At 67.4% G+C, this 22,461-nt stretch carries 26 protein-coding genes and 1 riboswitch; of the genes, 11 read left to right on the forward strand and 15 right to left on the reverse strand.

Annotation, left to right across the window (positions count from 1 at the left end; all coding sequences use genetic code 11):
• Position 1: 1 nt before the first annotated feature.
• The gene (locus tag MTBSS4_RS13055; protein WP_173983840.1) at positions 2-709 is read right to left on the reverse strand and encodes a glutamine amidotransferase; all 708 of its coding nucleotides are present in this window, start codon (positions 707-709) and stop codon (positions 2-4) included.
• 164 nt (positions 710-873) lie between these two features.
• Between MTBSS4_RS13055 and hemN the strand changes: the two genes are divergently transcribed.
• The 3 genes from hemN (at position 874) to MTBSS4_RS13070 (ending at position 4,663) form a co-directional block, all read left to right on the forward strand.
• The gene (gene hemN, locus MTBSS4_RS13060) at positions 874-2,229 is read left to right on the forward strand and encodes an oxygen-independent coproporphyrinogen III oxidase (protein WP_173983841.1); all 1,356 of its coding nucleotides are present in this window, start codon (positions 874-876) and stop codon (positions 2,227-2,229) included.
• 135 nt (positions 2,230-2,364) lie between these two features.
• Entirely contained in the window at positions 2,365-3,741 is a 1,377-nt protein-coding gene (locus MTBSS4_RS13065; protein WP_173983842.1) for a ribulose-bisphosphate carboxylase, read from the forward strand.
• Positions 3,742-3,769: 28 nt separating this feature from the next.
• Positions 3,770-4,663: a phosphoribulokinase gene (locus MTBSS4_RS13070; protein ID WP_173983843.1), complete on the forward strand. Its 894-nt coding sequence runs from the start codon at positions 3,770-3,772 to the stop codon at positions 4,661-4,663.
• Between the two features lie 62 nt (positions 4,664-4,725).
• Here MTBSS4_RS13070 and metZ read toward each other — a convergent pair whose 3' ends face one another.
• Complete coding sequence (gene metZ / locus MTBSS4_RS13075; protein WP_173983844.1) at positions 4,726-5,931, reverse strand: O-succinylhomoserine sulfhydrylase; 1,206 nt, start codon at positions 5,929-5,931, stop codon at positions 4,726-4,728.
• 56 nt (positions 5,932-5,987) lie between these two features.
• Positions 5,988-6,066, reverse strand: a riboswitch (SAM riboswitch).
• Between the two features lie 140 nt (positions 6,067-6,206).
• On the opposite strand from metZ, the gene MTBSS4_RS13080 reads away from it, so the two are divergent.
• Positions 6,207-6,650, forward strand: coding sequence for a hypothetical protein (locus MTBSS4_RS13080; RefSeq protein ID WP_173983845.1), 444 nt, complete (start codon positions 6,207-6,209; stop codon positions 6,648-6,650).
• A 354-nt stretch (positions 6,651-7,004) separates the two neighbouring features.
• The gene (locus MTBSS4_RS13085; protein ID WP_173983846.1) at positions 7,005-7,397 is read left to right on the forward strand and encodes a helix-turn-helix domain-containing protein; all 393 of its coding nucleotides are present in this window, start codon (positions 7,005-7,007) and stop codon (positions 7,395-7,397) included.
• Here MTBSS4_RS13085 and queG read toward each other — a convergent pair.
• The 3 genes from queG to rfaE1 form a co-directional block, all read right to left on the reverse strand.
• Entirely contained in the window at positions 7,362-8,402 is a 1,041-nt protein-coding gene (gene queG, locus MTBSS4_RS13090) for a tRNA epoxyqueuosine(34) reductase QueG (protein WP_173983847.1), read from the reverse strand. The genes MTBSS4_RS13085 and queG overlap by 36 nt on opposite strands.
• Before the next feature lie 111 nt (positions 8,403-8,513).
• On the reverse strand, positions 8,514-8,963 hold the full coding sequence (gene queF / locus MTBSS4_RS13095) for a preQ(1) synthase (protein WP_173983848.1): 450 nt from the start codon (positions 8,961-8,963) through the stop codon (positions 8,514-8,516).
• Positions 8,964-8,966: 3 nt separating this feature from the next.
• Positions 8,967-10,433: a D-glycero-beta-D-manno-heptose-7-phosphate kinase gene (rfaE1, locus tag MTBSS4_RS13100; RefSeq protein ID WP_173983849.1), complete on the reverse strand. Its 1,467-nt coding sequence runs from the start codon at positions 10,431-10,433 to the stop codon at positions 8,967-8,969.
• A gap of 181 nt (positions 10,434-10,614) precedes the next feature.
• On the opposite strand from rfaE1, the gene MTBSS4_RS13105 reads away from it, so the two are divergent.
• The 3 genes from MTBSS4_RS13105 to folE all read left to right on the forward strand — a co-directional run bounded on the left by MTBSS4_RS13105 (position 10,615) and on the right by folE (position 12,562).
• A complete protein-coding gene (locus MTBSS4_RS13105) occupies positions 10,615-11,322 on the forward strand; it encodes a DUF2786 domain-containing protein (protein ID WP_173983850.1) in 708 nt (235 codons plus the stop codon).
• Positions 11,323-11,434: 112 nt separating this feature from the next.
• Positions 11,435-11,827, forward strand: a complete 393-nt coding sequence (apaG, locus tag MTBSS4_RS13110; RefSeq protein WP_173983851.1) for a Co2+/Mg2+ efflux protein ApaG — start codon at positions 11,435-11,437, stop codon at positions 11,825-11,827.
• 69 nt (positions 11,828-11,896) lie between these two features.
• The gene (gene folE / locus MTBSS4_RS13115; RefSeq protein ID WP_173983852.1) at positions 11,897-12,562 is read left to right on the forward strand and encodes a GTP cyclohydrolase I FolE; all 666 of its coding nucleotides are present in this window, start codon (positions 11,897-11,899) and stop codon (positions 12,560-12,562) included.
• 26 nt (positions 12,563-12,588) lie between these two features.
• Here the strand turns inward: folE and MTBSS4_RS13120 are convergent, their stop codons facing one another.
• The gene (locus MTBSS4_RS13120; RefSeq protein WP_173983853.1) at positions 12,589-12,834 is read right to left on the reverse strand and encodes a hypothetical protein; all 246 of its coding nucleotides are present in this window, start codon (positions 12,832-12,834) and stop codon (positions 12,589-12,591) included.
• Between the two features lie 324 nt (positions 12,835-13,158).
• On the opposite strand from MTBSS4_RS13120, the gene MTBSS4_RS13125 reads away from it, so the two are divergent.
• From MTBSS4_RS13125 to MTBSS4_RS13135, 3 genes are all read left to right on the forward strand, one after another.
• On the forward strand, positions 13,159-14,910 hold the full coding sequence (locus MTBSS4_RS13125; RefSeq protein ID WP_173983854.1) for an EAL domain-containing protein: 1,752 nt from the start codon (positions 13,159-13,161) through the stop codon (positions 14,908-14,910).
• A 59-nt stretch (positions 14,911-14,969) separates the two neighbouring features.
• Positions 14,970-15,359 carry a bacteriohemerythrin gene (locus tag MTBSS4_RS13130; protein WP_254432533.1) on the forward strand — a complete coding sequence of 130 codons (390 nt, stop codon included), beginning with the start codon at positions 14,970-14,972 and terminating at the stop codon, positions 15,357-15,359.
• Positions 15,360-15,445: 86 nt separating this feature from the next.
• Positions 15,446-15,880 carry a bacteriohemerythrin gene (locus MTBSS4_RS13135; RefSeq protein ID WP_173983856.1) on the forward strand — a complete coding sequence of 145 codons (435 nt, stop codon included), beginning with the start codon at positions 15,446-15,448 and terminating at the stop codon, positions 15,878-15,880.
• A 6-nt stretch (positions 15,881-15,886) separates the two neighbouring features.
• On the opposite strand, the gene MTBSS4_RS13140 is transcribed toward MTBSS4_RS13135, so the two are convergent.
• The 9 genes from MTBSS4_RS13140 to MTBSS4_RS13180 form a co-directional block, all read right to left on the reverse strand.
• Positions 15,887-16,357, reverse strand: coding sequence for a hypothetical protein (locus MTBSS4_RS13140; protein ID WP_173983857.1), 471 nt, complete (start codon positions 16,355-16,357; stop codon positions 15,887-15,889).
• Complete coding sequence (locus tag MTBSS4_RS13145; RefSeq protein ID WP_173983858.1) at positions 16,321-16,974, reverse strand: sulfite oxidase heme-binding subunit YedZ; 654 nt, start codon at positions 16,972-16,974, stop codon at positions 16,321-16,323. The genes MTBSS4_RS13140 and MTBSS4_RS13145 overlap by 37 nt, the downstream gene beginning before the upstream one ends.
• Entirely contained in the window at positions 16,974-17,909 is a 936-nt protein-coding gene (msrP, locus tag MTBSS4_RS13150; RefSeq protein ID WP_173983859.1) for a protein-methionine-sulfoxide reductase catalytic subunit MsrP, read from the reverse strand. Before msrP ends, MTBSS4_RS13145 begins: the two co-directional genes overlap by 1 nt.
• Positions 17,910-17,987: 78 nt before the next feature.
• Positions 17,988-18,506, reverse strand: coding sequence for an NUDIX hydrolase (locus MTBSS4_RS13155; protein WP_173983949.1), 519 nt, complete (start codon positions 18,504-18,506; stop codon positions 17,988-17,990).
• 31 nt (positions 18,507-18,537) lie between these two features.
• Positions 18,538-20,313 carry a phosphoenolpyruvate--protein phosphotransferase gene (gene ptsP / locus MTBSS4_RS13160; RefSeq protein WP_173983950.1) on the reverse strand — a complete coding sequence of 592 codons (1,776 nt, stop codon included), beginning with the start codon at positions 20,311-20,313 and terminating at the stop codon, positions 18,538-18,540.
• Between the two features lie 52 nt (positions 20,314-20,365).
• Positions 20,366-20,668 (reverse strand): HPr family phosphocarrier protein, encoded by a 303-nt coding sequence (locus MTBSS4_RS13165; RefSeq protein WP_173983860.1) that lies wholly within the window; start codon positions 20,666-20,668, stop codon positions 20,366-20,368.
• Positions 20,665-21,072, reverse strand: coding sequence for a PTS sugar transporter subunit IIA (locus MTBSS4_RS13170; RefSeq protein ID WP_173983861.1), 408 nt, complete (start codon positions 21,070-21,072; stop codon positions 20,665-20,667). Before MTBSS4_RS13170 ends, MTBSS4_RS13165 begins: the two co-directional genes overlap by 4 nt.
• A gap of 13 nt (positions 21,073-21,085) precedes the next feature.
• The gene (rapZ, locus tag MTBSS4_RS13175; protein ID WP_256367412.1) at positions 21,086-21,958 is read right to left on the reverse strand and encodes an RNase adapter RapZ; all 873 of its coding nucleotides are present in this window, start codon (positions 21,956-21,958) and stop codon (positions 21,086-21,088) included.
• 47 nt (positions 21,959-22,005) lie between these two features.
• Complete coding sequence (locus tag MTBSS4_RS13180) at positions 22,006-22,437, reverse strand: HPr kinase/phosphorylase (RefSeq protein ID WP_173983863.1); 432 nt, start codon at positions 22,435-22,437, stop codon at positions 22,006-22,008.
• Positions 22,438-22,461: the final 24 nt, after the last annotated feature.

Below are 22,461 nucleotides of genomic sequence, written 5' to 3' on the forward strand. Positions count from 1 at the left end.
GTCAGCCAAGCATCATATCAGACAGGAAACCGGCCAGCACCCCCGGACAGCATTCCTCCAGAAGCGGGGCGTGGCGCCGGGTTTCGGCGCGCAGGTCCCGGACCGACAGGCCCGGAACCCCGGCGATCTCGCAGGCATGGCCGATGAACCAGCGCTCCAGCCCGTGGCGGGTCGCCTCCACATGGAATTGCAGTCCCAGGGCGGAGCGCCCCCACGAAAAGGCCTGGTGGCGGGTGAGCGGGGTCGAAGCCAGCAAGGTGGCGCCGTCGGGCAGGTCGAAGGTGTCGCCGTGCCAGTGCAGCACCGGCACGGCGTCGAGGGCGGCCAGGCAGGACGCCCGCCCGGCATCGGTCAGGTCCAGCGGCGACCAGCCGATTTCCTTGACGCCGCCATTGGGATAAACGCGGGCGCCCAGGGCGCGGGCGATCAGCTGTGCGCCGAGGCAGATGCCGACGATGGGGCGCCCGGCCTTGAGACGGGCCTCGATCAGCTTCAGTTCGTCGGCAAGAAAAGGATAGGATTCGTCCTCATAGGCGCCGATGGGACCGCCCAGCACCACCATCAGATCGGGGGCCAGCGGGTCGACCGCGTCCAGTTCGTCCCAGCCGGCCTCGCGGTAGGCGACGTCGAAGCCGCGTTCCCACAAGACCGGCTCGAAGCTGCCGAGATCCTCGAAGGCGACATGGCGTATGGCGATGCAGGTCTTCATGGCTCCCCTCCCAAGGCCGACGCGAGTCATACCCGAGCCGCCGCATCCCGTCGAGACCATTGAACGCGGAGCGGCCGGCGGGCCTTTACGCCTTGACCGAGCCCGTTGCAATGCAAACATGGACGGGAGTAGGGTGCTCTCCCGGATTGACAGGACCCTTGCCCATGCGCCCCGACCTCGCGGCGAAGTATGACCTTCGCGTCCCCCGCTACACCTCGTATCCCACCGCGCCCCATTTCCATCCGGGCGTGACCGGCGAGACCTATCGCGGATGGTTGGGCGCCATCGACCCGGAACTGGAACTGTCGCTGTACCTGCACATCGCGTTCTGCGCCGAGATGTGCTGGTTCTGCGGCTGCCATACCAAGATCACCAAGAAGTACGGTCCGGTCGCCGCCTATATGGAGGCGCTGTGGCGCGAGATCGATCTGGTGGCCGAGGCGCTGCCCGGCCGCATGACGGCGCGACACATCCATTTCGGCGGCGGCAGCCCCACCATCCTCAAATCCGATGATTTCGTCCGCACCATCGACCGGCTGAAAAGCCGGTTCCTGCTGAAGGACGGCGCCGAGGTGGCGGTGGAACTCGACCCTCGCACCGCCGACGAGGCCTATGTCAAGGCCATGGCCGGGGCCGGGGTGACGCGGGCCTCCATCGGCGTCCAGGATCTCGACCCCAAGGTGCAGCGGGCCATCAACCGCATCCAGCCCTACGAGGTCACCGAGCGGGTGGTGGGCTGGCTGCGCCGGCACGGCGTGCCCGAGGTCAATATCGATCTGGTCTACGGCCTGCCGCACCAGACGGTGGACGGCCTGCTGGAAACCATCGACACCGCCATCCGGGGGTTCACGCCGCGCCGCGTCGCCCTGTTCGGCTATGCCCATGTGCCGTGGATGAAAAAGCACATGCGCCTGATCCCCGACGAGACCCTGCCCGACACCGAGACCCGCTGGCAGCAATACGAGCAGGGTTGCAAGCTGCTGACCGAGACCCACGGCTATGTCCAGATCGGCCTGGACCATTTCGCCGCGCCCGACGACGCCATGGCGGTGGCGCTTCGGGAAAAGCGCCTGCACCGCAACTTCCAGGGCTACACCACCGACAGCGCCGCCACCCTGATCGGCTTCGGCGCCTCGGGCATCGGCGCCCTGCCCCAGGGTTATGTGGTCAACGAGGGCGAGGTCCACGCCTATCAGCGCGCCATCGCCGAGGGCGGCCTCGCCACCGTGCGCGGCTTCGCCGTCAGCGACGAGGACCGCCTGCGCCGCGAGATCATCGAACGCCTGATGTGCGACCTGGAAATCGACCTGGACGCCGTCGCCGGCCGCCATGGCGTCGACGGGGCGCGCTTCGCCGAGGAGGTGGCCGCCCTGGCGCCGCTTCAGGCCGACGGACTGGTCACGGTGGACGGCCGGCGCATCGGCGTCACCCATGACGGCCGCACCCTGGTCCGCGCCGTCTGCGCCGCCTTCGACCGTTACCTGAAGGCCGGCGAGCAGCGCCATTCCAAGGCGGTTTAGCCCCTACCCCCACCACCTCTTCGGGGTGGGGTTGCCCCACCCAACTAATTTCGAACACTCCCCGCACGGGTGTTCTCCCCCGGCCGCATTCCAGGCACATTGAGCGCCAAGAAAGCCAAAGGGAGACGTCGGATCATGGATCAATCCAAGCGCTACGCCAATCTCGCCCTCGACGAGGACAGCCTGATCAGGGGTGGACGCCATGTTCTGTGCGCCTACCGCATGAAGCCGAAGGCCGGATACGGCTATCTCGCCACCGCCGCCCATTTCGCCGCGGAATCCTCGACCGGCACCAATGTGGAGGTCTGCACCACCGACGACTTCACCCGCGGCGTCGACGCCATCGTCTATCAGGTCGACGAACAGCGCGAACTGATGAAGATCGCCTATCCCATCGACCTGTTCGACCGCAACATCATCGACGGCCGCGCCATGATCGTGTCGTTCCTGACGCTGGCCATCGGCAACAACCAGGGCATGTCGGACGTCGAATACGCCAAGATGCTGGATTTCTACGTGCCGCCGGCCTATCTGCGGCTGTTCGACGGCCCCGCCTGCAACATCAGGGACATGTGGCGGGTGCTGGGCCGGCCGCAGGAGAACGGCGGCATGGTGGTCGGCACCATCATCAAGCCGAAGCTGGGCCTGCGGCCCAAGCCGTTCGCCGACGCCTGCCACCAGTTCTGGCTGGGCGGCGACTTCATCAAGAACGACGAGCCCCAGGGCAACCAGGTCTTCGCCCCGCTGAAGGAGACCATCCGGCTGGTGGCCGACGCCATGGACCGCGCCCAGGACGCCACCGGCCAGCCCAAGCTGTTCTCGGCCAACATCACCGCCGACGACCCGGCCGAGATGCTGGCGCGCGGCCATTACATCCTGGAGACCTTCGGCAAGAACGCCAGCCACGTCGCCTTCCTGGTGGACGGCTATGTGGGCGGCCCCACCGCCATCACGCTGTGCCGGCGCAACTTCCCCAACCAGTTCCTGCACTATCACCGGGCCGGCCACGGCGCCGTCACCTCGTCCCAGTCCAAGCGCGGCTACACCGTGCTGGTCCACATGAAGATGGCCCGCCTGCAAGGCGCGTCGGGCATCCACACCGGCACCATGGGCTACGGCAAGATGGAGGGCGAGCCCGGCGAGAAGATGGTGGCCTACATGCTGGAGAACGACGTGGCCGAGGGCAGCCATTTCCGCCAGGAATGGCTGGGGATGAAGGCCTGCACCCCCATCATCTCGGGCGGCATGAACGCGCTGCGCCTGCCCGGCTTCTTCGCCAATCTGGGCCACTCCAACGTCATCCAGACCTCGGGCGGCGGCGCCTTCGGCCACAAGGACGGCGCCGTGGCCGGCGCGCTGTCGCTGCGCCAGGCCCATCAGGCCTGGATCCAGGGGGTCGATCTGGTGGACTACGCCAAGGATCATCCCGAATTGAAGGGAGCGTTCGAATCCTTCCCCGCCGACGCCGACAATCTCTATCCCGGCTGGCGCGAAAAGCTGAAGATCGCCTGACGCGGCCGAGAACAGGGGGGAAGAATCCATGTCGAGAAAACATCCCATCATCGCGGTGACCGGTTCGTCGGGGGCCGGCACCAGTACGGTCAAGGAAGCCTTCGAGCATATGTTCCGGCGCGAGGGCATCAAGCCGGCCATCATCGAGGGCGACTCGTTCCACCGCTTCAACCGCGCCGACATGAAGAAGGCCATGGCCGAGGCCGAACGGAAGGGATGCACCAATTTCAGCCATTTCGGCCCCGAGGCCAACCTGTTCGCCGAACTGGGCGAACTGTTCGGCAGCTACGGCGATACCGGCCGCGGCCGCCGGCGGCTGTACATGCATAACGACGAGGAAGCGGCCCGCTTCGCCCATCTCGGCGTCAAGTCCGGCGAGTTCACCCCGTGGGAGGACGTGCCCGAGGATACCGACTGCCTGTTCTACGAGGGACTGCACGGCTGCGTCGTCACCAAGGACGTCAATGTCGGCCAGTTCGCCGACCTGAAGATCGGCGTGGTGCCGGTGATCAACCTGGAATGGATTCAGAAGATCCACCGCGACACCAACCAGCGCGGCTATTCGGAAGAGGCGGTGATGGAAACCATCCTGCGCCGCATGCACGACTACGTCCATTACGTGGTGCCGCAGTTCAAGCTGACCGACATCAACTTCCAGCGGGTGCCCATCGTCGACACCTCGGACCCCATCATCGCCCGCGACATCCCCACCGCCGACGAGAGCCTGGTGGTGATCCGCTTCCGGAAGCCCGACCGCTTCCGGGTCGATTTCCCGTTCCTGCTTCAGATGCTGAAGGATTCATGGATGAGCCGGCGCAACACCATCGTGGTCCCCGGCGGCAAGATGGGTCTGGCCATGGAGCTCATACTAACCCCGATCCTTCGTCGGATCATGGAGGACCGAAGGTCCGTCCTTGGCTGACGGGGGAGCCACACCTGGGCCGGCGCATCACTTCGCCGGCCCTTTTTTTTGGTTCCCCGGCATCAGGCCGTCAGCGCCCGTTCCAGGTCCTCGACCAGATCGTCGCCGTCCTCCAGCCCCACCGACAGGCGCACCAGTCCCTCGCCGATGCCCATGGCCAGCTTGTCGTCGGGCGACAGCCGCTGATGGGTGGTGGTCCAGGGGTGGGTGATCAGGCTCTTGGAATCGCCGAGATTGTTGGAGATGTCGATCAGCTCCAGATTGTCGAGCAGGCGATAGGCCGCCGCCTTGCCGCCCTTCAGCTCCAGCGCCAGGATCGAGCCCCAGCCCCGCATCTGCCGGGCCGCCAGTTCGTGCTGGGGATGGCTTTCCAGGCCGGGATAGAGCACCCGGGCCACTTCGGGGCGGCCCTCCAGGAACCGGGCGATCTTCATCGCGTTGGCGCAGTGGCGTTCGATTCTGAGGTCCAGGGTCTCCAGCCCCTTCAGCAACACCCAGGCGTTGAACGGCGACAGCGCCGGGCCGGTGTTGCGCAGGTAAGGCCCCAGAACGTCCTGGCAGAAGGCCAGATCGCCCAGCACGGCGCCGCCCAGGCAGCGCCCCTGGCCGTCGATGTGCTTGGTGGCGGAATAGACCACGATGTCGGCGCCGAGATCGAGCGGGCTTTGCAGGATCGGGGTGGCGAAGACGTTGTCGACCACCAGGCGGGCGCCGGCCTTGTGGACCAGGTCGGCGACGGCCCGGACGTCGATGATTTCCAGGGTGGGATTGGCCGGAGTCTCGATGAAGACGCAGGCGGTGGGCTTGGACAGCGCCCGTTCCCAGGCCCCGATGTCCGGGCCGTCGACGAACACCCGCTCGATGCCGAAGCGCGGCATCAGTTCGTTGATGATCCACTGGCACGAGCCGAACAGGGCACGCGACGCCACCACCCGGTCGCCGGCCTTGAGCTGGCACATCAGGGCGGCATGGACGGCGGCCATGCCCGACGCGGTGGCGCGGCAGGCGGCGGCGCCCTCGATCTCGGCCAGACGCTGCTCGAACATGGCCACGGTCGGATTCTTGAAGCGGGAATAGACCATGCGGTCCAGGGTGCCGTCGAAGCTGTGTTCGGCCTCGGCGGCGCTGCCGTAGACATAGCCCGAGGTCAGGAACAGGGCCTCCGACGTCTCGGAAAAGCCGGTCCGCTCCAGGCCGCCGCGCACCTGACGGGTGCGGGGGCGCCAGGATCTTGCCGGACGGGAGGTGCTGGAATCGCCGCTGCTCATGCTGGTCTCCTGAAACACGAAAGCCCCAACCCGGAAAACAAGGGGTCAGGGCTCGGACACGGAGCGCGCAAACCTCTTTAGCGGAATGTTTAACGTGGCCGCAATCCGGTCGGACAAATCACCACGGCCAAGACATAGCGCCCAGCCGGGACGGCCGTCAAGCCCGATCGCCGCCCCGGATTCACCGCCGCCGCCCGTCCATGACGAAATCATTGCGAGTCGCGGGGCCGGAGTCGTATCCTTGGCCGGGTTGTTCCTCGAACGGGGAGGTTTGGGTGTCGCTGGACGGCATCGGCGGATCGGGCGCGAGCATCGACCCGCGCGGCGTGGCCGCCGCGGTTCGGACGGAGAATCTCGCCGCCGCCCAGGCCGCCCAGCAACGCTTCGTTCCGCCCGATCCACCCCAGATATCGCGGCGTCCACCGTCGCACCGCTTCGATGCCGCCGACGAGCGGCCGTCCGACCGGCATTCGCAGCCCCCTTTCGCCGTCCCTCGCGATGGCGGGGACGCTTCCGCCCAGGCCTTCACCGCCTTCGTCGTCCAGTCCATCGCCCAGGAACAGGGCGGAGACGAGGGGGCGTTCCTGTCCTCGGCCATCGTGGCGGGAGCCGAAGCCTACGCCCGCGCCGCCGGGCCGGGACGCCCGCCAGGGCAGGACGGGGTGGAAATCATCCCCCCGACCCTATCCTCCGGTCATGCTCTCGACCTTACCGTATAGCAATAAGCATATACCCTTGGCGCTATTCGTATGATGAGCCTATGAACCCCTGGTAGGGTTCCGGCCTCGCCACCACATGATCGGTATCGGCAACGGCACGTCCTTGCCGTACGGCATTCTGGCGCTCCCGCATGGTTTTTCAAAGATATTCCACGCAGCCGCGTCAGGCTAGCATCACTATAAATTAAGTACCTTGGGTTGATTGAAAGCCAAACATTCGGTTTTCCACAAGCAAGGAAGTTTCGGGTTGCCCGGCTGTCCAATTCCGACTATGTGAAGGGAAGAGTCGCCATGCCTGATTTGACTGATGCGGCTCCCATATCGGGTAAGTCAACTCGTGATAAATTGAATATTATGCCTCAGAAGACCAATGCGAAAGCAGCGCGTCCCGTCAACCGTGCCAATGACATCGACCGGCATGTCGGAACCCGCATCCGCGAGCGGCGCATCATGCTGGGCCTGTCCCAGCAGCAGATGGCCGACCTGATCGGAGTCACCTACCAGCAGGCCCACAAGTACGAGCGCGGCATCAACCGCATCTCGGCCGGCCGGCTGTTCGAGATCGCCCAGGTCCTGGGGGTCCCGGTGGGCTTCTTCTACGAGGGGCTGGAAAACCGGCGCGGCGCCGATCTTTCCGCCCGTCAGCGCATGTGCCTGGAACTGGCGCGCAACTTCACCAGCATCTCCAACGAGAAGCATCAGGACGCGCTGTCACAGTTGGCCCGAGCCCTGGCCAGCGAGGGCTGACGCCGCCCAATCCGCCATGGCGCGGACCAGCGGCGACGGGTCGTTCCGCAGCCGCTCGACATGGACCGCCAGTTCGGCCCGGCCGCTGTTGCCGATGGCGACCAGCACGCTGGCGACGAAGCGGTCCCGCCCGGCCCGCTTCACCGGGGACGCGGTGAACACCTCGCGAAACCCCGCCTCGTCCAGCCGCGCCAGATCGGCCAGCAGCGGCGCCGTCAGTTCCACCCTGGGCAGGAAGTCGGGCTCGGTGGTCGGCGGGGCGAACTTGTTCCACGGGCACGCCGCCATGCAATCGTCGCAGCCGTAGACGCGATTGCCCATCAGCGGGCGCAATTCGGCCGGAATCCCGCCCCGGGTCTCGATGGTCAGGTACGAGATGCAGCGGCGCGGCTCGATATGGCCGTCGCCGTCCAGCGCCGCCGTCGGGCAGGCGTCGACGCAGGCGCGGCAGGACCCGCAGCGGTCGGGTTCCGGCGGGTCGGGCTCGATCTCCAGGGTGGTGAAGATTTCCGACAGGAACAGCCACGAGCCGAAGCTGCGCGACACGATGTTGGTGTGGCGGCCGCGCCAGCCCAGCCCGGATTGCCCGGCCAAGGGCTTTTCCATCACCGGGGCGGTGTCGACGAACACCTTCAGCGCGCAGCCGGTGGTTTCGGCCAGCCAGCGTCCCAGCGCCTTCAGCCGCTTCTTCACCGTGTCGTGATAGTCGCGGTTGCGGGCATAGACGCTGATGACGCCGCGTTCGGGCCGGCGGATCAGGTCCAGGGGATCGCCCTTGGGGGCGTAGCTGGTGCCCAGCACGACGACGCTGCGGACCTCGGGCCACAGCGCCTGGGGATCGGCGCGGCGGTCCAGGGTATCGGCCATCCAGCCCATGTCGCCGTGACGGCCGTCGGCGACATAGGCGGCGAGATCGGCCTTCCAGCCCGGCGGAGCGGCGGCGGCGGCGAACCCAACCTGGGAAAACCCCAGTTCAAGCGCCTTGGCGCGGATGGCGTCCTTCATGGCAAGGATACTTCATCCTTCGAGACGGCCCATTCGGGCCTCCTCAGGATAAGGTCGGGATAAAGCGGCCTCATCCTGAGGAGCGAAGCGTCTCGAAGGATGAGCGGCGTCCTACCGCCCACGATAGCCCGGCACGCCCTGGTCGGGCAGCCACAGCCCCTCGGGCGGGATTCCTGTCTGCCAGAACACGTCGATGGGAATGCCGCCGCGCGGATACCAATAGCCGCCGATGCGCAGCCAGCGGGGCTTGCAGGCCTCCACCAGCCGCTTGGCGACGGCGATGGTGCAGTCCTCGTGAAAGGCGCCGTGATTGCGGAAGCTGCCCAGGAACAGCTTCAGCGACTTGCTTTCCACCAGGGCGCCGTCGGGGGCGTAGTCGATCACCAGATGGGCGAAGTCGGGCTGGCCGGTAACCGGGCATAGCGAGGTGAATTCCGGCGCCGAGAACCGCACCAGATAGAGCGTGCCGGGATGGGGGTCGGGCACCGTCTCCAGCACCGCCGAATCGGGGCTGGCGGGCAGCGCCGTGGCTTGTCCCAGTTGGGTGAGGCCGCCGGTCACGGCTCAGCTCCCGTTCATGCGGCGGATAGTGTTGGTGGTGCTCTGGCCGTCCACCAGACCGGCCAGCACCACCTTGCCGCCCCAGGACTGGACCAGGTCGGCGCCCACCACCTTGTCGATGGTGTAGTCGGCGCCCTTGACCAGCACATCGGGCTTCAGCGTCTCGATCAGCTTCAGCGGCGTGTCCTCGCCGAAGATCACCACCAGATCCACCGTCGCCAGCGACGACAGCACGGTGGCGCGCGAGGCCTCGGACTGCACCGGCCGGTTCGGCCCCTTGAGACGCTGGACCGAGGCGTCGCTGTTCAACCCCACCACCAACCGGTCGCAGGCGGCCCTGGCCTGGGCCAGGATCGAGACGTGGCCGGGATGCAGCAGGTCGAAGCAGCCGTTGGTGAAGCCGACCTTGTGGCCCTTGCGGCGCCAGCGGGCGACGATCTCGGCGGCGGCGACCGCCGACAGGATCTTGGATTCGCCGGCGGTCAGGTCGTCGTGATGCAGCGCCGCCACCACTTCCTCGGCATAGGCGACGGCGGTTCCCACCTTGCCCACCACGATGCCGGCGGCGACGTTGGCGAGGCGGGCGCCTTCCAGAAGCGAGGCCCCGGAGGCCATGGCCGCCGCCAGGGTCGCCACCACGGTGTCGCCGGCTCCCGATACGTCGAACACCTCGCGGGCCTCGGCCGGCAGATGGTGAACCTCGCCCGCGGCGGTGACCAGGGTCATGCCGTCCTGGCTGCGGGTGACCAGCACCGCCTCCAGGCCGCAGGTGCCGATGAGGTGACGGGCGGCGGCCACCACCGCGTCGTCACCGTCCACCGGCATGCCGGTGGCTTCCTGCAATTCCTTGCGGTTGGGGGTGACGATGGTGGCGCCCGCGTAGATGGAGTAATCGGCACCCTTGGGATCGACCACCACCATCTTGCCCTTGGCCGTGGCGCGGCGGATCAGTTCGCCCGCCACCGGCGGGGCCAGCACGCCCTTGCCGTAATCGGACAGCACCACCACCCCGGCCCTGGCCAGCAGCCGGTCGGCGCGGGTCAGCAACTGGTCGCGGATGGAATCGTTGACGGCGGCGCGCGATTCGCGGTCGGCGCGCAGCAATTGCTGGTGCGAGGCGAAGAAGCGGGACTTGATGGTGGTCTGGCGGCCGGGCTCGACCACGATGCAGGGGTCGATCTCGCCATGCTCGCCCACCAGGCGGGTGATCTCGCGGCCGGCGGCGTCGTCGCCCACCACCGACACGAAGGCCGGCGCGGCGCCCAGCGCCACCAGATTGCGCACCACGTTGCCGGCCCCGCCCAGCATGGCAGTCTCGCGCTCGATGAACAGCACCGGAATGGGGGCCTCGGGACTGACCCGGTCGACCGAGCCATAGACGAAACGGTCCAGCATGGCGTCGCCGATGCACAGCACCGGGGTGTCGCGCAGCAATTCGACGCGGGCGGCAAGGGCGGAAAGTTCGGTCATGGAGCCCCGGATCGTCAGAGGGATCGGCCTTGCGGCTCGGTTAACCCAACGGGGGCCGGCTTGCAAGACAAAACCCGTCCGCCCCGGCGGTCTTGTGCGGCAAGGCCGGAGCAGACCACAAAATATAGTTTGAAACCACGGGGGCGATGGGACAGAATCGCCCGGTCTCAAGGGGTTGTCCATGGACGTTCACAAACTCGCCAAGGTGCTGGCCATGGCGGCCTCGGACAACGAGGCCGAGGCGGTGCACGCGCTGCGCACCGCCGCCCGGCTGCTGGACAATGCCGGCCTCGATTTCGTCGCCCTGGCCGAACGGCTGTCGGAATCGGAGCCGCCGGCCGCCGCCGGCCGCCTGGACGAACTGGAAGATACCGTCTTCGATCTCCGGAACGAACTGCGCCACCTGCGCGCCGAGAACGAGCGCCTGCGCCGGGAAACGCCGCCCCCGCCGGCGGCGGCCAGCCTGGCCGGCGCCGCCCAGGATGCCGCCCACATCATCCGCCTGCGCGCCGAACTGGACGCCGCCCGCGACGACCTCGCCCGCGCCATGGCGGACGGACTGGCGCGGGACCAGGCATTCCATTCCGACCTCGCCCAGGCCGCCGACATGGTCGGGCGCCTGACGGAGCAGGTCGAGCAGGCCAGGGGGCGCGCCGCCCGCCTGGAGGCCGAGAACCGCCGGCTGTCCCTGGTGGCCGGCGCCTTGAAGGCGGAACTGGACGAACGTGCCGCCGACCGCCTGCACCCGCTGCCCAGCCCGACCCAGCGGCCGGAAACCATTGTCCGGCCCGAACCCATGGCGAGGCCGGAGCCGTCGCCGCGACGTCCGCCGCCCGCCGCCGCCCGCCGCGGCAAGGCCGCTCCGGCGGGACAATACGCCCTGTTCTAGGCGTGAACGCCGCCTCGAAGGACGGACGACCGCCTGGAAGGCGGCTAGAATCCTTTTACTTGGCGGCCGCCGGGCTTAGAGTGGGGCACTGAACCCCGAGGGTGCTTTCCGCATGTACAGCCAGACAACCCGCGACATCGTGGTGACGGTCAAGCCGTTCTACCTGGAGGACCAGTCCTCGCCGGCCGACAACCACTATGTCTGGGCCTACCGCGTCCGCATCGAGAACCACGGTTCCTGCACCGTGCGGCTGATGCGGCGCCACTGGATCATCACCGACGCCATCGGCCGGGTCCAGGAGGTCAGAGGGCCGGGGGTGGTCGGCGAGCAGCCGGTGCTGAACCCCGGAGACGGCTACGAATACACCAGCGGCACGCCGCTGCCGACGCCATCGGGCATCATGCACGGCACCTACGAGATGGAGGACGAGAAGGGCGAGGTCTTCGACATCGTCATCCCCGCATTCTCGCTGGACTCCCCCCACGACCGCCCGATGCTGAACTGATCCACTTGCACGGGGGCGGGGGCGGACCCACATGCGGTAGGGTCAACTCCGCAGCCAAGGGACAACGCCATGACGTCCGACGACACCACCCTTCCGGTCCCGCTTCCCAGGGAGCTTGTCCCGCAGGAGCGTCCGCGCGTCCAGCGCCCCAGCCGCGCTGAGGCCGAGAACGCGGTCCGCACCCTGCTGCGCTGGGCTGGCGACGACCCGGACCGCGAGGGACTGATCGGTACTCCCGACCGGGTGGTCCGCGCCTACGAGGAGTTCTTCTCCGGCTACGACCAGGACCCCACCGAAATCCTGCACCGGACCTTCGAGGAGACCGACGGCTACGACGAGATGGTGTTGCTGCGCGACATCCGCCTGGAATCCCATTGCGAGCACCATGTGGTGCCCATCATCGGCAAGGCCCATGTCGCCTACCTGCCGAACCGCCGGGTGGTGGGAATCTCGAAGCTGGCCCGCGTCGTCGAGATCCATGCCCGCCGCCTCCAGATTCAGGAGAAGCTGACCGCCCAGATCGCCAACACCATCAACGACGTGCTCCAGCCCAAGGGGGTGGCGGTGGTGATCGAGGCCGCGCACCAGTGCATGACCACCCGGGGCATCCACAAGCCGGGCGTCACCATGGTGACCAGCCGGATGCTGGGCGAATTCCGCGACAATCCCGCCACCCGCCGGGAACTCATGGCCCTGATCCACAACCAGCACAGCGGCGGCCTGTCCAACGTGTGAGGCCCCGCCCGCCGGGCGGGGGAGCGTCACATGCCGAAGGCGGCGCTCATGTCCATTTCCAGTTCCAGACGCTCCAGGCCCAGGCTGCCGAAGGTGCGCTGTTGGCGGGCGTTGACCAGCAATTTCTCCAGCGCCCGCTCGCTGCATCTGACGCACTGATTGCAACCGCGCTCCGAGGCGCAATTAAGAACCTTGTGCAGTTCCTCCACATCCATTTCGCCGTTGCGCCGGTCCCAGTCGCAGGGGCCTTCTTGCGGGCCGTATTTTCCCATGATCAATATCCCTGCCTGAATAAAAAAAGGGCTCCGCCAATGGCGAGCCCGTCCATATACAAAGCTTAGACCCATAATGTTTCTGTGGGTATCGGGGCATCCGTATATGCAAAGACCGTAACGGAAAGACGTCAGCCCGGAATGTCTAACCCTTTAGCCGTATGGTTGGCGATACGTCCCACCCTTGGCGTGAAAAGCCCCAAGTCCTGAAAAAATTTGAATAAAATTGTTCCTTTTAGATGAAGAATAAGAAGAACCAGGAATTCCCTTATGATGGTGGCCGGTGTATCAATGCCACCTCGACGCAGCCATATGTCATAGACCATGAAAAAGCCGCCAGGGCAGGACCGGAACCAGGGGGCAAGCGGCGAAGCCAGGATCGGCCGGCCGCAGGAGGCCTATGTCGCCTTCGCCTTCGCCGCCGCCGACCTGCTGATGGAGACCGACCATTCCGGCCGCATCATCTTCGCCGTCGGCGCGTCCATGTCGCTGGTGGGACGGCCGGCGCGGCTGCTGGCCACCATGACGCTGGAGCAGTTGATCCGCCCCGAGGACATGGCGCGGACCCGCAACGCCCTGCGCCGGATGGCCAGGGGCGAGCGCGTCCGCCACACCCTGTTGCATGTGGCGGTGCCCGACGGCGACATCGTGCCGGTGGCGCTGTCGGGCTACCCCCACCCCGATCACGAGGGGCGCCTGCTGCTGGTCCTGACCCACGGCGGCACCATCATGACGCCGACGGTGAAGCGCAACGACGAGGGATTGCTCGGCCGCGAGGGGTTCGAGGCCCTGGCCGGCGGCCTGATCAAGGAAAGCGCCAAGGACTCCGACGACAGCTATCGCATGACCCTGCTGGACCTGCCGGAACTGGCCGGGCTGCGCGCCAAGGTGGGCGCCGAGGCCACCGCCGGATTCATCGCCCGCTTTACCGATTACCTGCGCCAGTGCTCGGTGGGAGGCGAAGCCGCCGCCGATCTCGGCGATTCCAAATACGGCCTGATTCACGGCCCCGACCTCTCGGCCGGACAGATCGAAACGGCCATATCCGGGCTGGCCCAGTCGATCCTGGGCGCCGACCTCCACCCCGACGCCGCCACCATTTCGTTCGACGGCGGCGAGATCTCGCCGCAAGAGGCCACCAACGCCCTGGTCTACACCCTGAACCGCTTCGCCCAGGATGGCAGCGCCACCATCCAGGACCTGTCCAGGATGGCCCGGCCGACCCTGTCCCTGACCGTCACCAAGATGCGCGAGATCAAGCAGACCATCGGCCGGGGCGATTTCCAGCTCCACTTCCAGCCCATCGTCGACCTATGGAGCGGGGCCGTCCATCATTTCGAATGCCTGGTCCGGTTCGGCGACAGCGGCGCCTCGCCCTACAACACCGTCGTCTTCGCCGAGGATACCGGCCTGGTGGGCGAACTGGACTGCGCCATCCTGGCCCGGGCCATCGCCTTCATGCGCCAGGACCCCGGCGCGGAACCATCGCTGCGCTTCGCCGTCAACCTGTCGGGGCGGTCGCTGTCCAGTTCCAGCGTGGCCGCCCGCCTGGTGCGGATGATCTCGGAGGCGTCGGACCTGCGCGGCCGGCTGCTGTTCGAACTGACGGAATCGGCCGCCATCAGCGATCTGGTGGCGGCCAACGCCATCATCCAGGAAATCAGGGGGCGCGGCCATCCGGTGGGAATCGACGATTTCGGCTCGGGGGCGGCGGCGTTCCACTATCTGCGCGGCCTCAAGGTCGATCATGTGAAGATCGACGGCAGTTATGTCCGCGAGGCCGCCAGCAAGCCGGAAAGCCTGCCCTTCCTGCGCGCCATCACCCAATTGTGCCGGGAACTGAAGGTCGCCACCATCGCCGAGCAGGTCGAGGACGAGGCCACCGCCAATCTGCTGCGGGTCTACAACGTGCGCTACGGCCAGGGCTATTACTTCGGCCGGCCGATGCAGCCGTCGTCCCGCCATCAGGGCGGCCGGGCCCCCTGGGTGACGCCGCTGACCCAGTGGCGCAACGGCCTGCTGTTCTTCGGCGCCCCCCAGGCGGGCGCCTCCACGCCGTCCATCGGCGTTTCCTGATTGATCCCATGTCCGGCAGGGGGTATGGACAGCCGGGACGGCACATGGGGGAGGATACGGTGACCTGGAGCGATGATCTCAGCGTCGGCGTCGACAGCCTCGACCAGCACCACCGCCACCTGTTCGCCCTGGTGGAGGAACTGCCCCGGGCCTCGGATATCGGCGTCGAGGCCGTCACCGGGGTTCTGGCCCAGCTGACCGATTACGTGGCCTACCATTTCGCCGAGGAAGAGGGAATGATGGAGCGCTCGGGCTTTCCCTTCCTCGACCTTCACCGTCACTCGCACCAGACCATCGCGCTGCGGGTCGCCGAAATGGCCGCCAACCTGCGCCCGGACAATTTCGGCGTCGTCGCCGAGGAATTGCGAACCTTTCTCTCCGGCTGGCTGATCCATCATATCGAGATCGAGGATTTCGAATACCGCCCCTATCTCGCAGTTGCAAAATAATCCGGGCTTCGATGTTAAGTTGAAGTGTCGGCATGCCGCTGCTAGACTGCCGAGTCACGGGTGACGATGCCGGGGCAGATGCGATCATGGCGCCGCTGACGCAGGAGCTGGAAACCGGGGTTCCGGCCATCGACGCCGGCAACGAGGGCCTGCGCTTCCTGCTGCGCCGCGTCTTCCAGCCAGGGGTGGAATGCCGCCGCGGCGAGGGGGGACGGGGGGAATGCGACCACAGCCGCTGTACCCGCATCGAGGCGATCATGCGCTATGCGGGACGCAATTTCGCCGTCCAGGAGCGGGTGATGACCGAAGCCGGCTATCCCGCCGCCGAACGTCACCTCGACGACCACGCCACGCTCATCGACCGCCTGTCGGTGATGCTGAACGCCCAGGTCTGCGCCGACCGCGACGGCGGCAAGGTCCACGATCTGGTCGCCCACTGGATGACCGAGCACGCCCGGCACTGCGACCAGCCGCTGGGACGCTGGGCCGTCACCCGACGGGTTCTGGACCCCAAGCGCTGACCGCCGTCACTGGCAGACCTTGTAATCGCCGATCACCTCGTTGTGGACCCGCTTCGACTGGGTGGCGAAGGCGCCATAGCCGCGCTTGCCGATTTCCTTCAACTGTCCGTCGATATTGTCGCAAAAGGCCCCGGTGCGGGGAAGATGACGGGCGAAGGTGACGAGGCGACCGTCGGCATGGGTCATCTTGGTCTGCCAGTCGTCGGGAAATTCCCGCTTCCAGGCCTTGACGCGCTTGGCGTTGGCGGCCCGGAACCGGGTGCCGTTGGCGGTTTCGAACTTCTGCCACGCCGCCGCCGAGCCTTTCAGATAGTCCTCGTCGCAGCGCCGGGCCGCCTCGCGCAGGTAGATGCCGTGGCGGATCTCCCGCTCGGCACCGATCTCGGCGGCGCTGAAGCAGTTCTTGGGCTTGGCCGCCGCCGGCGCGGCCGCCGACGCGGCTAGGACGAGGATGGCGATGATGAGCGGACGGCGCATGGCGTTGCCTGCCTGACTTCTGTTCGGCCACCATTATGCCGCTTCGCCCGCCACGCCGCCAGCACCCGCCATCCCAGCAGGATTATCAGGATGGTGGCGTGCATCATCGGTTCGGTCAGATCCTTCTTCACCATCATCCAGTGGTGCGTCACTCCCAGTGGCGCGATGACGTAGACCAGCCGGTGCAGCGCCCGCCAGCGCCGCCCGCCCAGACGGCGGATCATGGAATCGGTGGAGGTGAGCGCCAGCGGCAGCAGCAGCAGCACCGCCGCCATGCCGATGGTGATGTAGGTCCGCTTGGCGATGTCGCGGCCGATGGCGCCCCAGTCGAAGAACTGGTCGATTCCCGCATAGGCCAGCAGATGCAGGATCACGTAGAAGAAGGCGAACAGCCCCAGCATCCGGCGCAGCCGGGCCAGCGGCGACCATCCGCTGAGCTGGCGCAGCGGCGTCACCGCCAGGGCGATCAGCAGGAAGCGCAACGCCCAATCGCCAAGAAAGCGGATCAGCGCCTCGATGGGATTTGCCCCCAGTCCGACGGTCATGGCCCTGGCCGCCAGCCAGGCCAGCGGCAGCAGGCAGAGTGCGAAGACCAGCGGCTTGAGCGCCCGCCCCATCAGTAATTGACCGCCAGGTCCATGCCGGCATACAGGCCGGCCACCTGCTCGGCATAGCCGTTGAAGGCCAGGGTGTCGCGCTTGAGGAACTCGCCGATGCGCCGTTCCTTGGCCTGGCTCCAGCGCGGATGATCCACCCTGGGGTTGACGTTGGCGTAAAAGCCATACTCGCGCGGGGCCGACTTCATCCAGGTGGAGCGGGGCTGGCTTTCGGTGAAGCGGATGGTGACGATGGACTTGATGCTTTTGAAGCCGTACTTCCACGGCACCACCAGCCGGATGGGCGCGCCGTTCTGCGGCAGCAGTTCCTCGCCATATAGCCCCACCGCCAGCAGAGCCAGCGGATGCATGGCCTCGTCCATGCGCAGCCCCTCCACATAGGGCCAGTCCAGCATTCTGCCGCGCTGGCCGGGAAAGCGCTCGGGATCGACCAGGGTGGTGAATTCCACGTACTTGGCGTTGGAATTGGGTTCGAACCGCTTCAGCACGTCGGCCAGCGGCACGCCCACCCAGGGAATGACCATGGACCACGCCTCGACGCAGCGCAGCCGGTAGATGCGTTCCTCCAGCCGGTGCGGCCGGATCAGGTCCTCGTAGCCGATGGGACCGGGCTTGCCGCACTCGCCGGAAACGGTGACGGTCCACGGCCGGGGCGGCTTGCCGAAGAAGCTGGGGGCCATCTGGGCCGGGTCGCCCTTGTCGGTGCCGAATTCGTAGAAGTTGTTGTAGTGGGTGACGTCCTTCAGCGGCGTCAGCGCGTCATCGACCCGATGGGGCGACTTGACCACCCCGGCCAGCGGCCCCGCCTGCGCCGGCCAGGCCGTGGCGGCGACCATGCCGCCGGCCCCCAGGGCCAGGAAGCGGCGGCGGTCGAGCCACAGGGCCTTGTCGGTAACCTCGGCCTCGCCGGGGCTGTATCCGGTCCGGATCAGCATCTCTCGTCTCCCGAATGTCCTGTCGGCGGTTCGCCGCAAGGAGCCTGCCGGTTACATGGGGACGGAAAACGTGGAAATCTACGCGCGCTCGGGACGGCCGCGCGGGGGAAAGCTGTCCAGGCCCTTGACCTCGCGCTCGTGGTTCAGCGACCAGCCGACATTGGGATAGGCCAGATGATCCCAGGGAATCTCGTCCCAGGTGAACAGGCCGGCATCCAGGCTTTCCGGCCCCGGCTCGAAGGAATCCGACAGCATCTCGGCCCGGTAGATCATGTGAACCTGACTGATCTCCGGAATGGAATAGATGGACAGCAGCCCGCTGATGCGGGCGCGGGCGCGGGCCTCCTCCCACACCTCGCGGAGCGCGCCCTGCTCGGTGGTCTCGCCCAGTTCCATGTAACCGATGGGCATGGTCCAGTATCCCAGCCGGGGCTCGATGGCCCGGCGCACCATCAGATAGCGGTCCCGCCAGGTGCAGACCGCGCCGACGATGATCTTTGGATTGTCGTAAACGACAAAGCCGCAATCGCCGCACACCAGACGCTCGCGGTCGTCTCCCACGGGGATGGTGCGGATATTGGGGCCGGGCAGCTTCATGGCGCCAGTTTCGCCGAAATCCGGGCCGCTGTCATTCTTCTCCGGCATTGAAGCCGTCCAGTATCCGGACGATATGGCCGCCGTCGCTCTGTTCCATGATCCGCTGGGCGCAGCGGATGGCGCCGCCGAGGTCGAGGGACCGGATGCGGTTCTTGACCACCGGCACGTTGGAGGTGGTCATGGACAGGTCGCGGATGCCCAGCCCCAGCAGCAGGGCGGTGAAGCGCGGGTCGCCGGCGACCTCGCCGCAGACGCAGACCGGGATGCGGGCGCGCGTCGCCGCCTCGGCCGAGAACTGGATCAGCCGCAGCACCGCCGGATGCAGGGGGTTGTACAGATGCGCCACCGCCTCGTCCGAACGGTCGATGGCCAGGGTGTACTGGGTCAGGTCGTTGGTGCCGATGGCAAAGAAATCGGCGTGCCAGGCGATGGAATCGGCCGACAGCGCCGCCCCTGGAATCTCGATCATGGCGCCCAGCGGCGGCGGCGGGTCCGCCATGGCGGTTCCTGCCTTGCGCAGCCGGCGGATGACCCGGTTCATCACCTCGCGGGTGACGCGCAACTCGCCGACCGTGGCGATCATGGGAATCAGGATACGGACCGGTCCGTGCGCCGAGGCGCGCAGGATGGCGGCCAGTTGCGCCTCCAGCAGGTCCTGGCGGGCAAGGCCAAGGCGGATGGCGCGCAGCCCCAGCGACGGATTGGGGCCGATGGTGCAGCCCAGGGCCGGGGCCAGCTTGTCGCCGCCGGCGTCGAAGGTGCGAATGGTGACGCAGCGCCCGCCCATCCGCTCGACCACGTCGCGCAGCACCTGATACTGCTCGTCCTCGGACGGCACGTCGTCGCGGTTCATGAACAGGAACTCGCTGCGCAGCAGGCCGATGCCCTCGGCCCCGGACTCCAGCACCGACGGAACCTCGTTGGGCAGCTCCATGTTGGCCTGAAGCACGATGCGGGCGCCGTCGCGGGTCACCGCCGGCACGTCGCGCAGCCGCCCCAGCACCCGGCGCTGGCGCAGGAAGGCGGCCCGTTCGCGCCGGTAATGCCCGATGGTGGCGGGAAGCGGGTTGATGATCACCAGGCCGTTGCCGCCGTCGACCACGATTGTCTCGCCACCCCGCACCCCGGCCAGCAGGTCGGCGATTCCCAGCACCGACGGCAGGTTCAGCGAGCGGGCCATGATGGCGGTATGGCCCTCGGCGCCGCCCATCACCGTCGCCAGTCCGGCCACCCGGCGCGGGTCCAGCAAGGCGGTGTCGGCCGGCGTCATCTCCTCGGCGACGATGACGGCGTTGCCGGGCAGGGCGGTGAACGGGCGATAGGTGGTGTCGGTGAGGTTGCGCAGCAGGCGGCGGCCGATGTCGCGGATATCGGCGACGCGGGCCGACAGATAGGCGTCGTCCATGGCCTCGAAGCCGTGGACGATCTCGTTTATCTCCTGCTGCACCGCCGCCTCGGCATTGATGCGCTCGCCCCGGATGCGCCGTTCGACCCCACGGATCAGGCGCGAGCCGCGCAGCATCTGGTGATAGGCCTCCAGCAGGTAGCCCAGTTCCTCGCCGGCCGAGCCGCCCAGCCGCCCGGCCTTGTCCTGCAACTGCTCCACCTGGTGGCTGGCCATGGAGGCGGCCTCGGTGAAGCGAAGGCATTCCGCGTCCAGCAGCGACGCGGCGACGCGGCGTTCGGGCACGCTGATGGTGCCGGAATCGTGAAGATAGAGAACCCCGATGGCGATTCCGCGCGACACGCCCAGCCCGCTCAGCACGATCTCGCGATCATGTCCGCCGGTCTCGGGCCGCGCCAGGATTCGCCCGGGTGATTTATTGCCGCCGCGAGGCAAGGCGCCCCCCTCGTGTGGTTCAGTCCTCGTCGAACTTACGGTCGATCAGGTCGCACAGGGCGTCCAGCACCGCCTCGGCCTGATTGCCGCTGGCCCGCAGGTCGATGCAGCAGCCGGGAGCCGCCGCCAGCATCATCAGCCCCATGATCGACAGGCCGGAAACCTCGGTGCCGCGATGGCCGACGATCACCTGGGCGTCGAAGGTGGCGGCCAACTTGACGAACTTGGCGGCGGCGCGGGCGTGCAGGCCGCGACGGTTGGCAATGGTGGCGCTGCGGCGGGGGCCGGTCTCGTCCGGGCTGTCAAGCGCTTCGGGGGTCATTTCCGATCCTGGGTCAGAAGCTTGGAGGCGACGTTGATGTATTTGCGGCCGGCTTCCTGGGCGCTGGCGACGGCGTCGGCCAGCGGCTCGGAATGGCGGACCGAGGCCAGCTTGATCAGCATGGGCAGATTGACGCCGGCGATGACCTCGACCTTGGCCTTGTCCATGATGGAAATGGCAAGGTTGGACGGCGTGCCGCCGAACATGTCGGTCAGCACCACCACGCCGCTGCCGTCGTCGCACTTGGCGACGCTGGCCAGGATGTCGTTGCGGCGCTGCTCCATGTCGTCGTCGGGGCCGATGCAGACCGAACCGACATTGGGTTGCGGTCCGACCACGTGCTCGAACGCGGCGACGAGTTCGTCGGCGAGCCGGCCGTGGGTGACGAGAACCAATCCGATCATCTCAATCCCCTTGTCATGATCCCCCCTGGTCGAGTTCGCGGTGACGCAACTCGACCAGGCTGCCCCGGGCCTTGAGCCAGGCGGCGATGCGTTCGGCGACGGCGACGGAGCGGTGACGTCCGCCGGTGCAGCCGATGGCGATGGTCAGATAGCTCTTACCCTCGGCGGCGAAGCGCGGCAACAGCGGTTCGAGCAGACGGGTCACCGAATCCATGAAGCCGGCGAAACCGGGGTCGGCGGCGACGAACCCGGCCACCGCCGCGTCCCGGCCGGTCAGGGGCCTCAGGACGGGGTCGTAATGCGGATTGGCCAGGAAGCGGGCGTCCAGCACCAGATCGGCTTCACGCGGCAGGCCGTTGCGATAGGCGAACGAGGTGACGAACACCACCAGGCCATGTTCCCGGTCGAGCCCGAAATGGGCCGCCAGCACCCGCTTGAACTCGGCCGGCGGCTGATCGGTGGTGTCGATGGTGATGTCGGCGCGGCTTCGAAGCGGCGACACCAGGGCGCGTTCGTGGCGGATGCCGTCCAGCAGCGGCCGGTCCACCGCCAGCGGATGGCGCCGGCGCGTCTCGGTGAAGCGGCGGCACAGCACGTCGTCGCCGCAATCGAGGAACAGCAGCCGCACCTCCAGGCCGGGCTCGGCCATCAGGCGGTCGATGGCGGCCAGCACCGGCTCGACCCCGAAATCGCGGGTGCGGATATCGACGCCGATGGCCAGCGGACGGGGCACGCCGTCGCCCGGACGCACCAGGCTGCCCACCAGCGACAGCGGCATGTTGTCGACCGCCTCCCAGCCCATGTCCTCCAGGGCCTTCAGCGCCAGCGTCTTGCCGGCGCCGGACATGCCGGTGATGATGACGACGCGGTTGCCGCCCGCGGCCACCGCGGCCGCCGGTGGAGGCGCCGAAAGGGAAGAGGATCGATCCGTATTCACGACCTCATTATATCCCGCTTTGCCGAAAGTATCGCAAGACGAACCTTCGCCGCCGCCGAGGCGTGGAACGGAACCAGGTCCATGCGCGGCACCGGAAGCCCCAGCAGATGGGCCAGGGATGGCTCGGGCAGGCGCTCGACCCCTCCATCCGCGACCAGGTCAACCACCAGAGCCAGCGGCGCCCATGCCCGGTGCGGCACGGAAACGATTCCGAGGCCGCGAATCTCCAGCAGGCCGGCGATGGCGTCGGGCGCCCTGGCGACGATCCGGTCGCCCTGGGTGGAAAGCCGGGTCTGATCATCGGCCACCAGAACGGCGCCGCCATCGATCAGGCGCAACGCCAGATCGGACTTGCCGCCGCCCGAGGGACCGCGGATCATCACCCCCTGGCCGGCGATTTCCACCGTGGTCGCATGGACGAGAAGCATGGGAAAAGCGTGACGGGGCCAACC

It is taken from the genome of Magnetospirillum sp. SS-4 (genome assembly GCF_902729425.1).
Lineage (GTDB): Bacteria > Pseudomonadota > Alphaproteobacteria > Rhodospirillales > Magnetospirillaceae > Phaeospirillum.

Excerpts from the sequence above, each read along its gene's own strand:
- MTBSS4_RS13055 (WP_173983840.1), bottom strand. The coding sequence starts at position 709 with ATGAAGACCTGCATCGCCATACGCCATGTCGCCTTCGAGGATCTCGGC.
- hemN (WP_173983841.1), top strand. The coding sequence starts at position 874 with ATGCGCCCCGACCTCGCGGCGAAGTATGACCTTCGCGTCCCCCGCTAC.
- MTBSS4_RS13065 (WP_173983842.1), top strand. The coding sequence starts at position 2,365 with ATGGATCAATCCAAGCGCTACGCCAATCTCGCCCTCGACGAGGACAGC.
- MTBSS4_RS13070 (WP_173983843.1), top strand. The coding sequence starts at position 3,770 with ATGTCGAGAAAACATCCCATCATCGCGGTGACCGGTTCGTCGGGGGCC.
- metZ (WP_173983844.1), bottom strand. The coding sequence starts at position 5,931 with ATGAGCAGCGGCGATTCCAGCACCTCCCGTCCGGCAAGATCCTGGCGC.
- MTBSS4_RS13085 (WP_173983846.1), top strand. The coding sequence starts at position 7,005 with ATGCCTCAGAAGACCAATGCGAAAGCAGCGCGTCCCGTCAACCGTGCC.
- queG (WP_173983847.1), bottom strand. The coding sequence starts at position 8,402 with ATGAAGGACGCCATCCGCGCCAAGGCGCTTGAACTGGGGTTTTCCCAG.
- rfaE1 (WP_173983849.1), bottom strand. The coding sequence starts at position 10,433 with ATGACCGAACTTTCCGCCCTTGCCGCCCGCGTCGAATTGCTGCGCGAC.
- MTBSS4_RS13105 (WP_173983850.1), top strand. The coding sequence starts at position 10,615 with ATGGACGTTCACAAACTCGCCAAGGTGCTGGCCATGGCGGCCTCGGAC.
- apaG (WP_173983851.1), top strand. The coding sequence starts at position 11,435 with ATGTACAGCCAGACAACCCGCGACATCGTGGTGACGGTCAAGCCGTTC.
- folE (WP_173983852.1), top strand. The coding sequence starts at position 11,897 with ATGACGTCCGACGACACCACCCTTCCGGTCCCGCTTCCCAGGGAGCTT.
- MTBSS4_RS13120 (WP_173983853.1), bottom strand. The coding sequence starts at position 12,834 with ATGGGAAAATACGGCCCGCAAGAAGGCCCCTGCGACTGGGACCGGCGC.
- MTBSS4_RS13125 (WP_173983854.1), top strand. The coding sequence starts at position 13,159 with ATGAAAAAGCCGCCAGGGCAGGACCGGAACCAGGGGGCAAGCGGCGAA.
- MTBSS4_RS13135 (WP_173983856.1), top strand. The coding sequence starts at position 15,446 with ATGGCGCCGCTGACGCAGGAGCTGGAAACCGGGGTTCCGGCCATCGAC.
- MTBSS4_RS13140 (WP_173983857.1), bottom strand. The coding sequence starts at position 16,357 with ATGCGCCGTCCGCTCATCATCGCCATCCTCGTCCTAGCCGCGTCGGCG.
- MTBSS4_RS13145 (WP_173983858.1), bottom strand. The coding sequence starts at position 16,974 with ATGGGGCGGGCGCTCAAGCCGCTGGTCTTCGCACTCTGCCTGCTGCCG.
- msrP (WP_173983859.1), bottom strand. The coding sequence starts at position 17,909 with ATGCTGATCCGGACCGGATACAGCCCCGGCGAGGCCGAGGTTACCGAC.
- MTBSS4_RS13155 (WP_173983949.1), bottom strand. The coding sequence starts at position 18,506 with ATGAAGCTGCCCGGCCCCAATATCCGCACCATCCCCGTGGGAGACGAC.
- MTBSS4_RS13165 (WP_173983860.1), bottom strand. The coding sequence starts at position 20,668 with ATGACCCCCGAAGCGCTTGACAGCCCGGACGAGACCGGCCCCCGCCGC.
- MTBSS4_RS13170 (WP_173983861.1), bottom strand. The coding sequence starts at position 21,072 with ATGATCGGATTGGTTCTCGTCACCCACGGCCGGCTCGCCGACGAACTC.
- MTBSS4_RS13180 (WP_173983863.1), bottom strand. The coding sequence starts at position 22,437 with ATGCTTCTCGTCCATGCGACCACGGTGGAAATCGCCGGCCAGGGGGTG.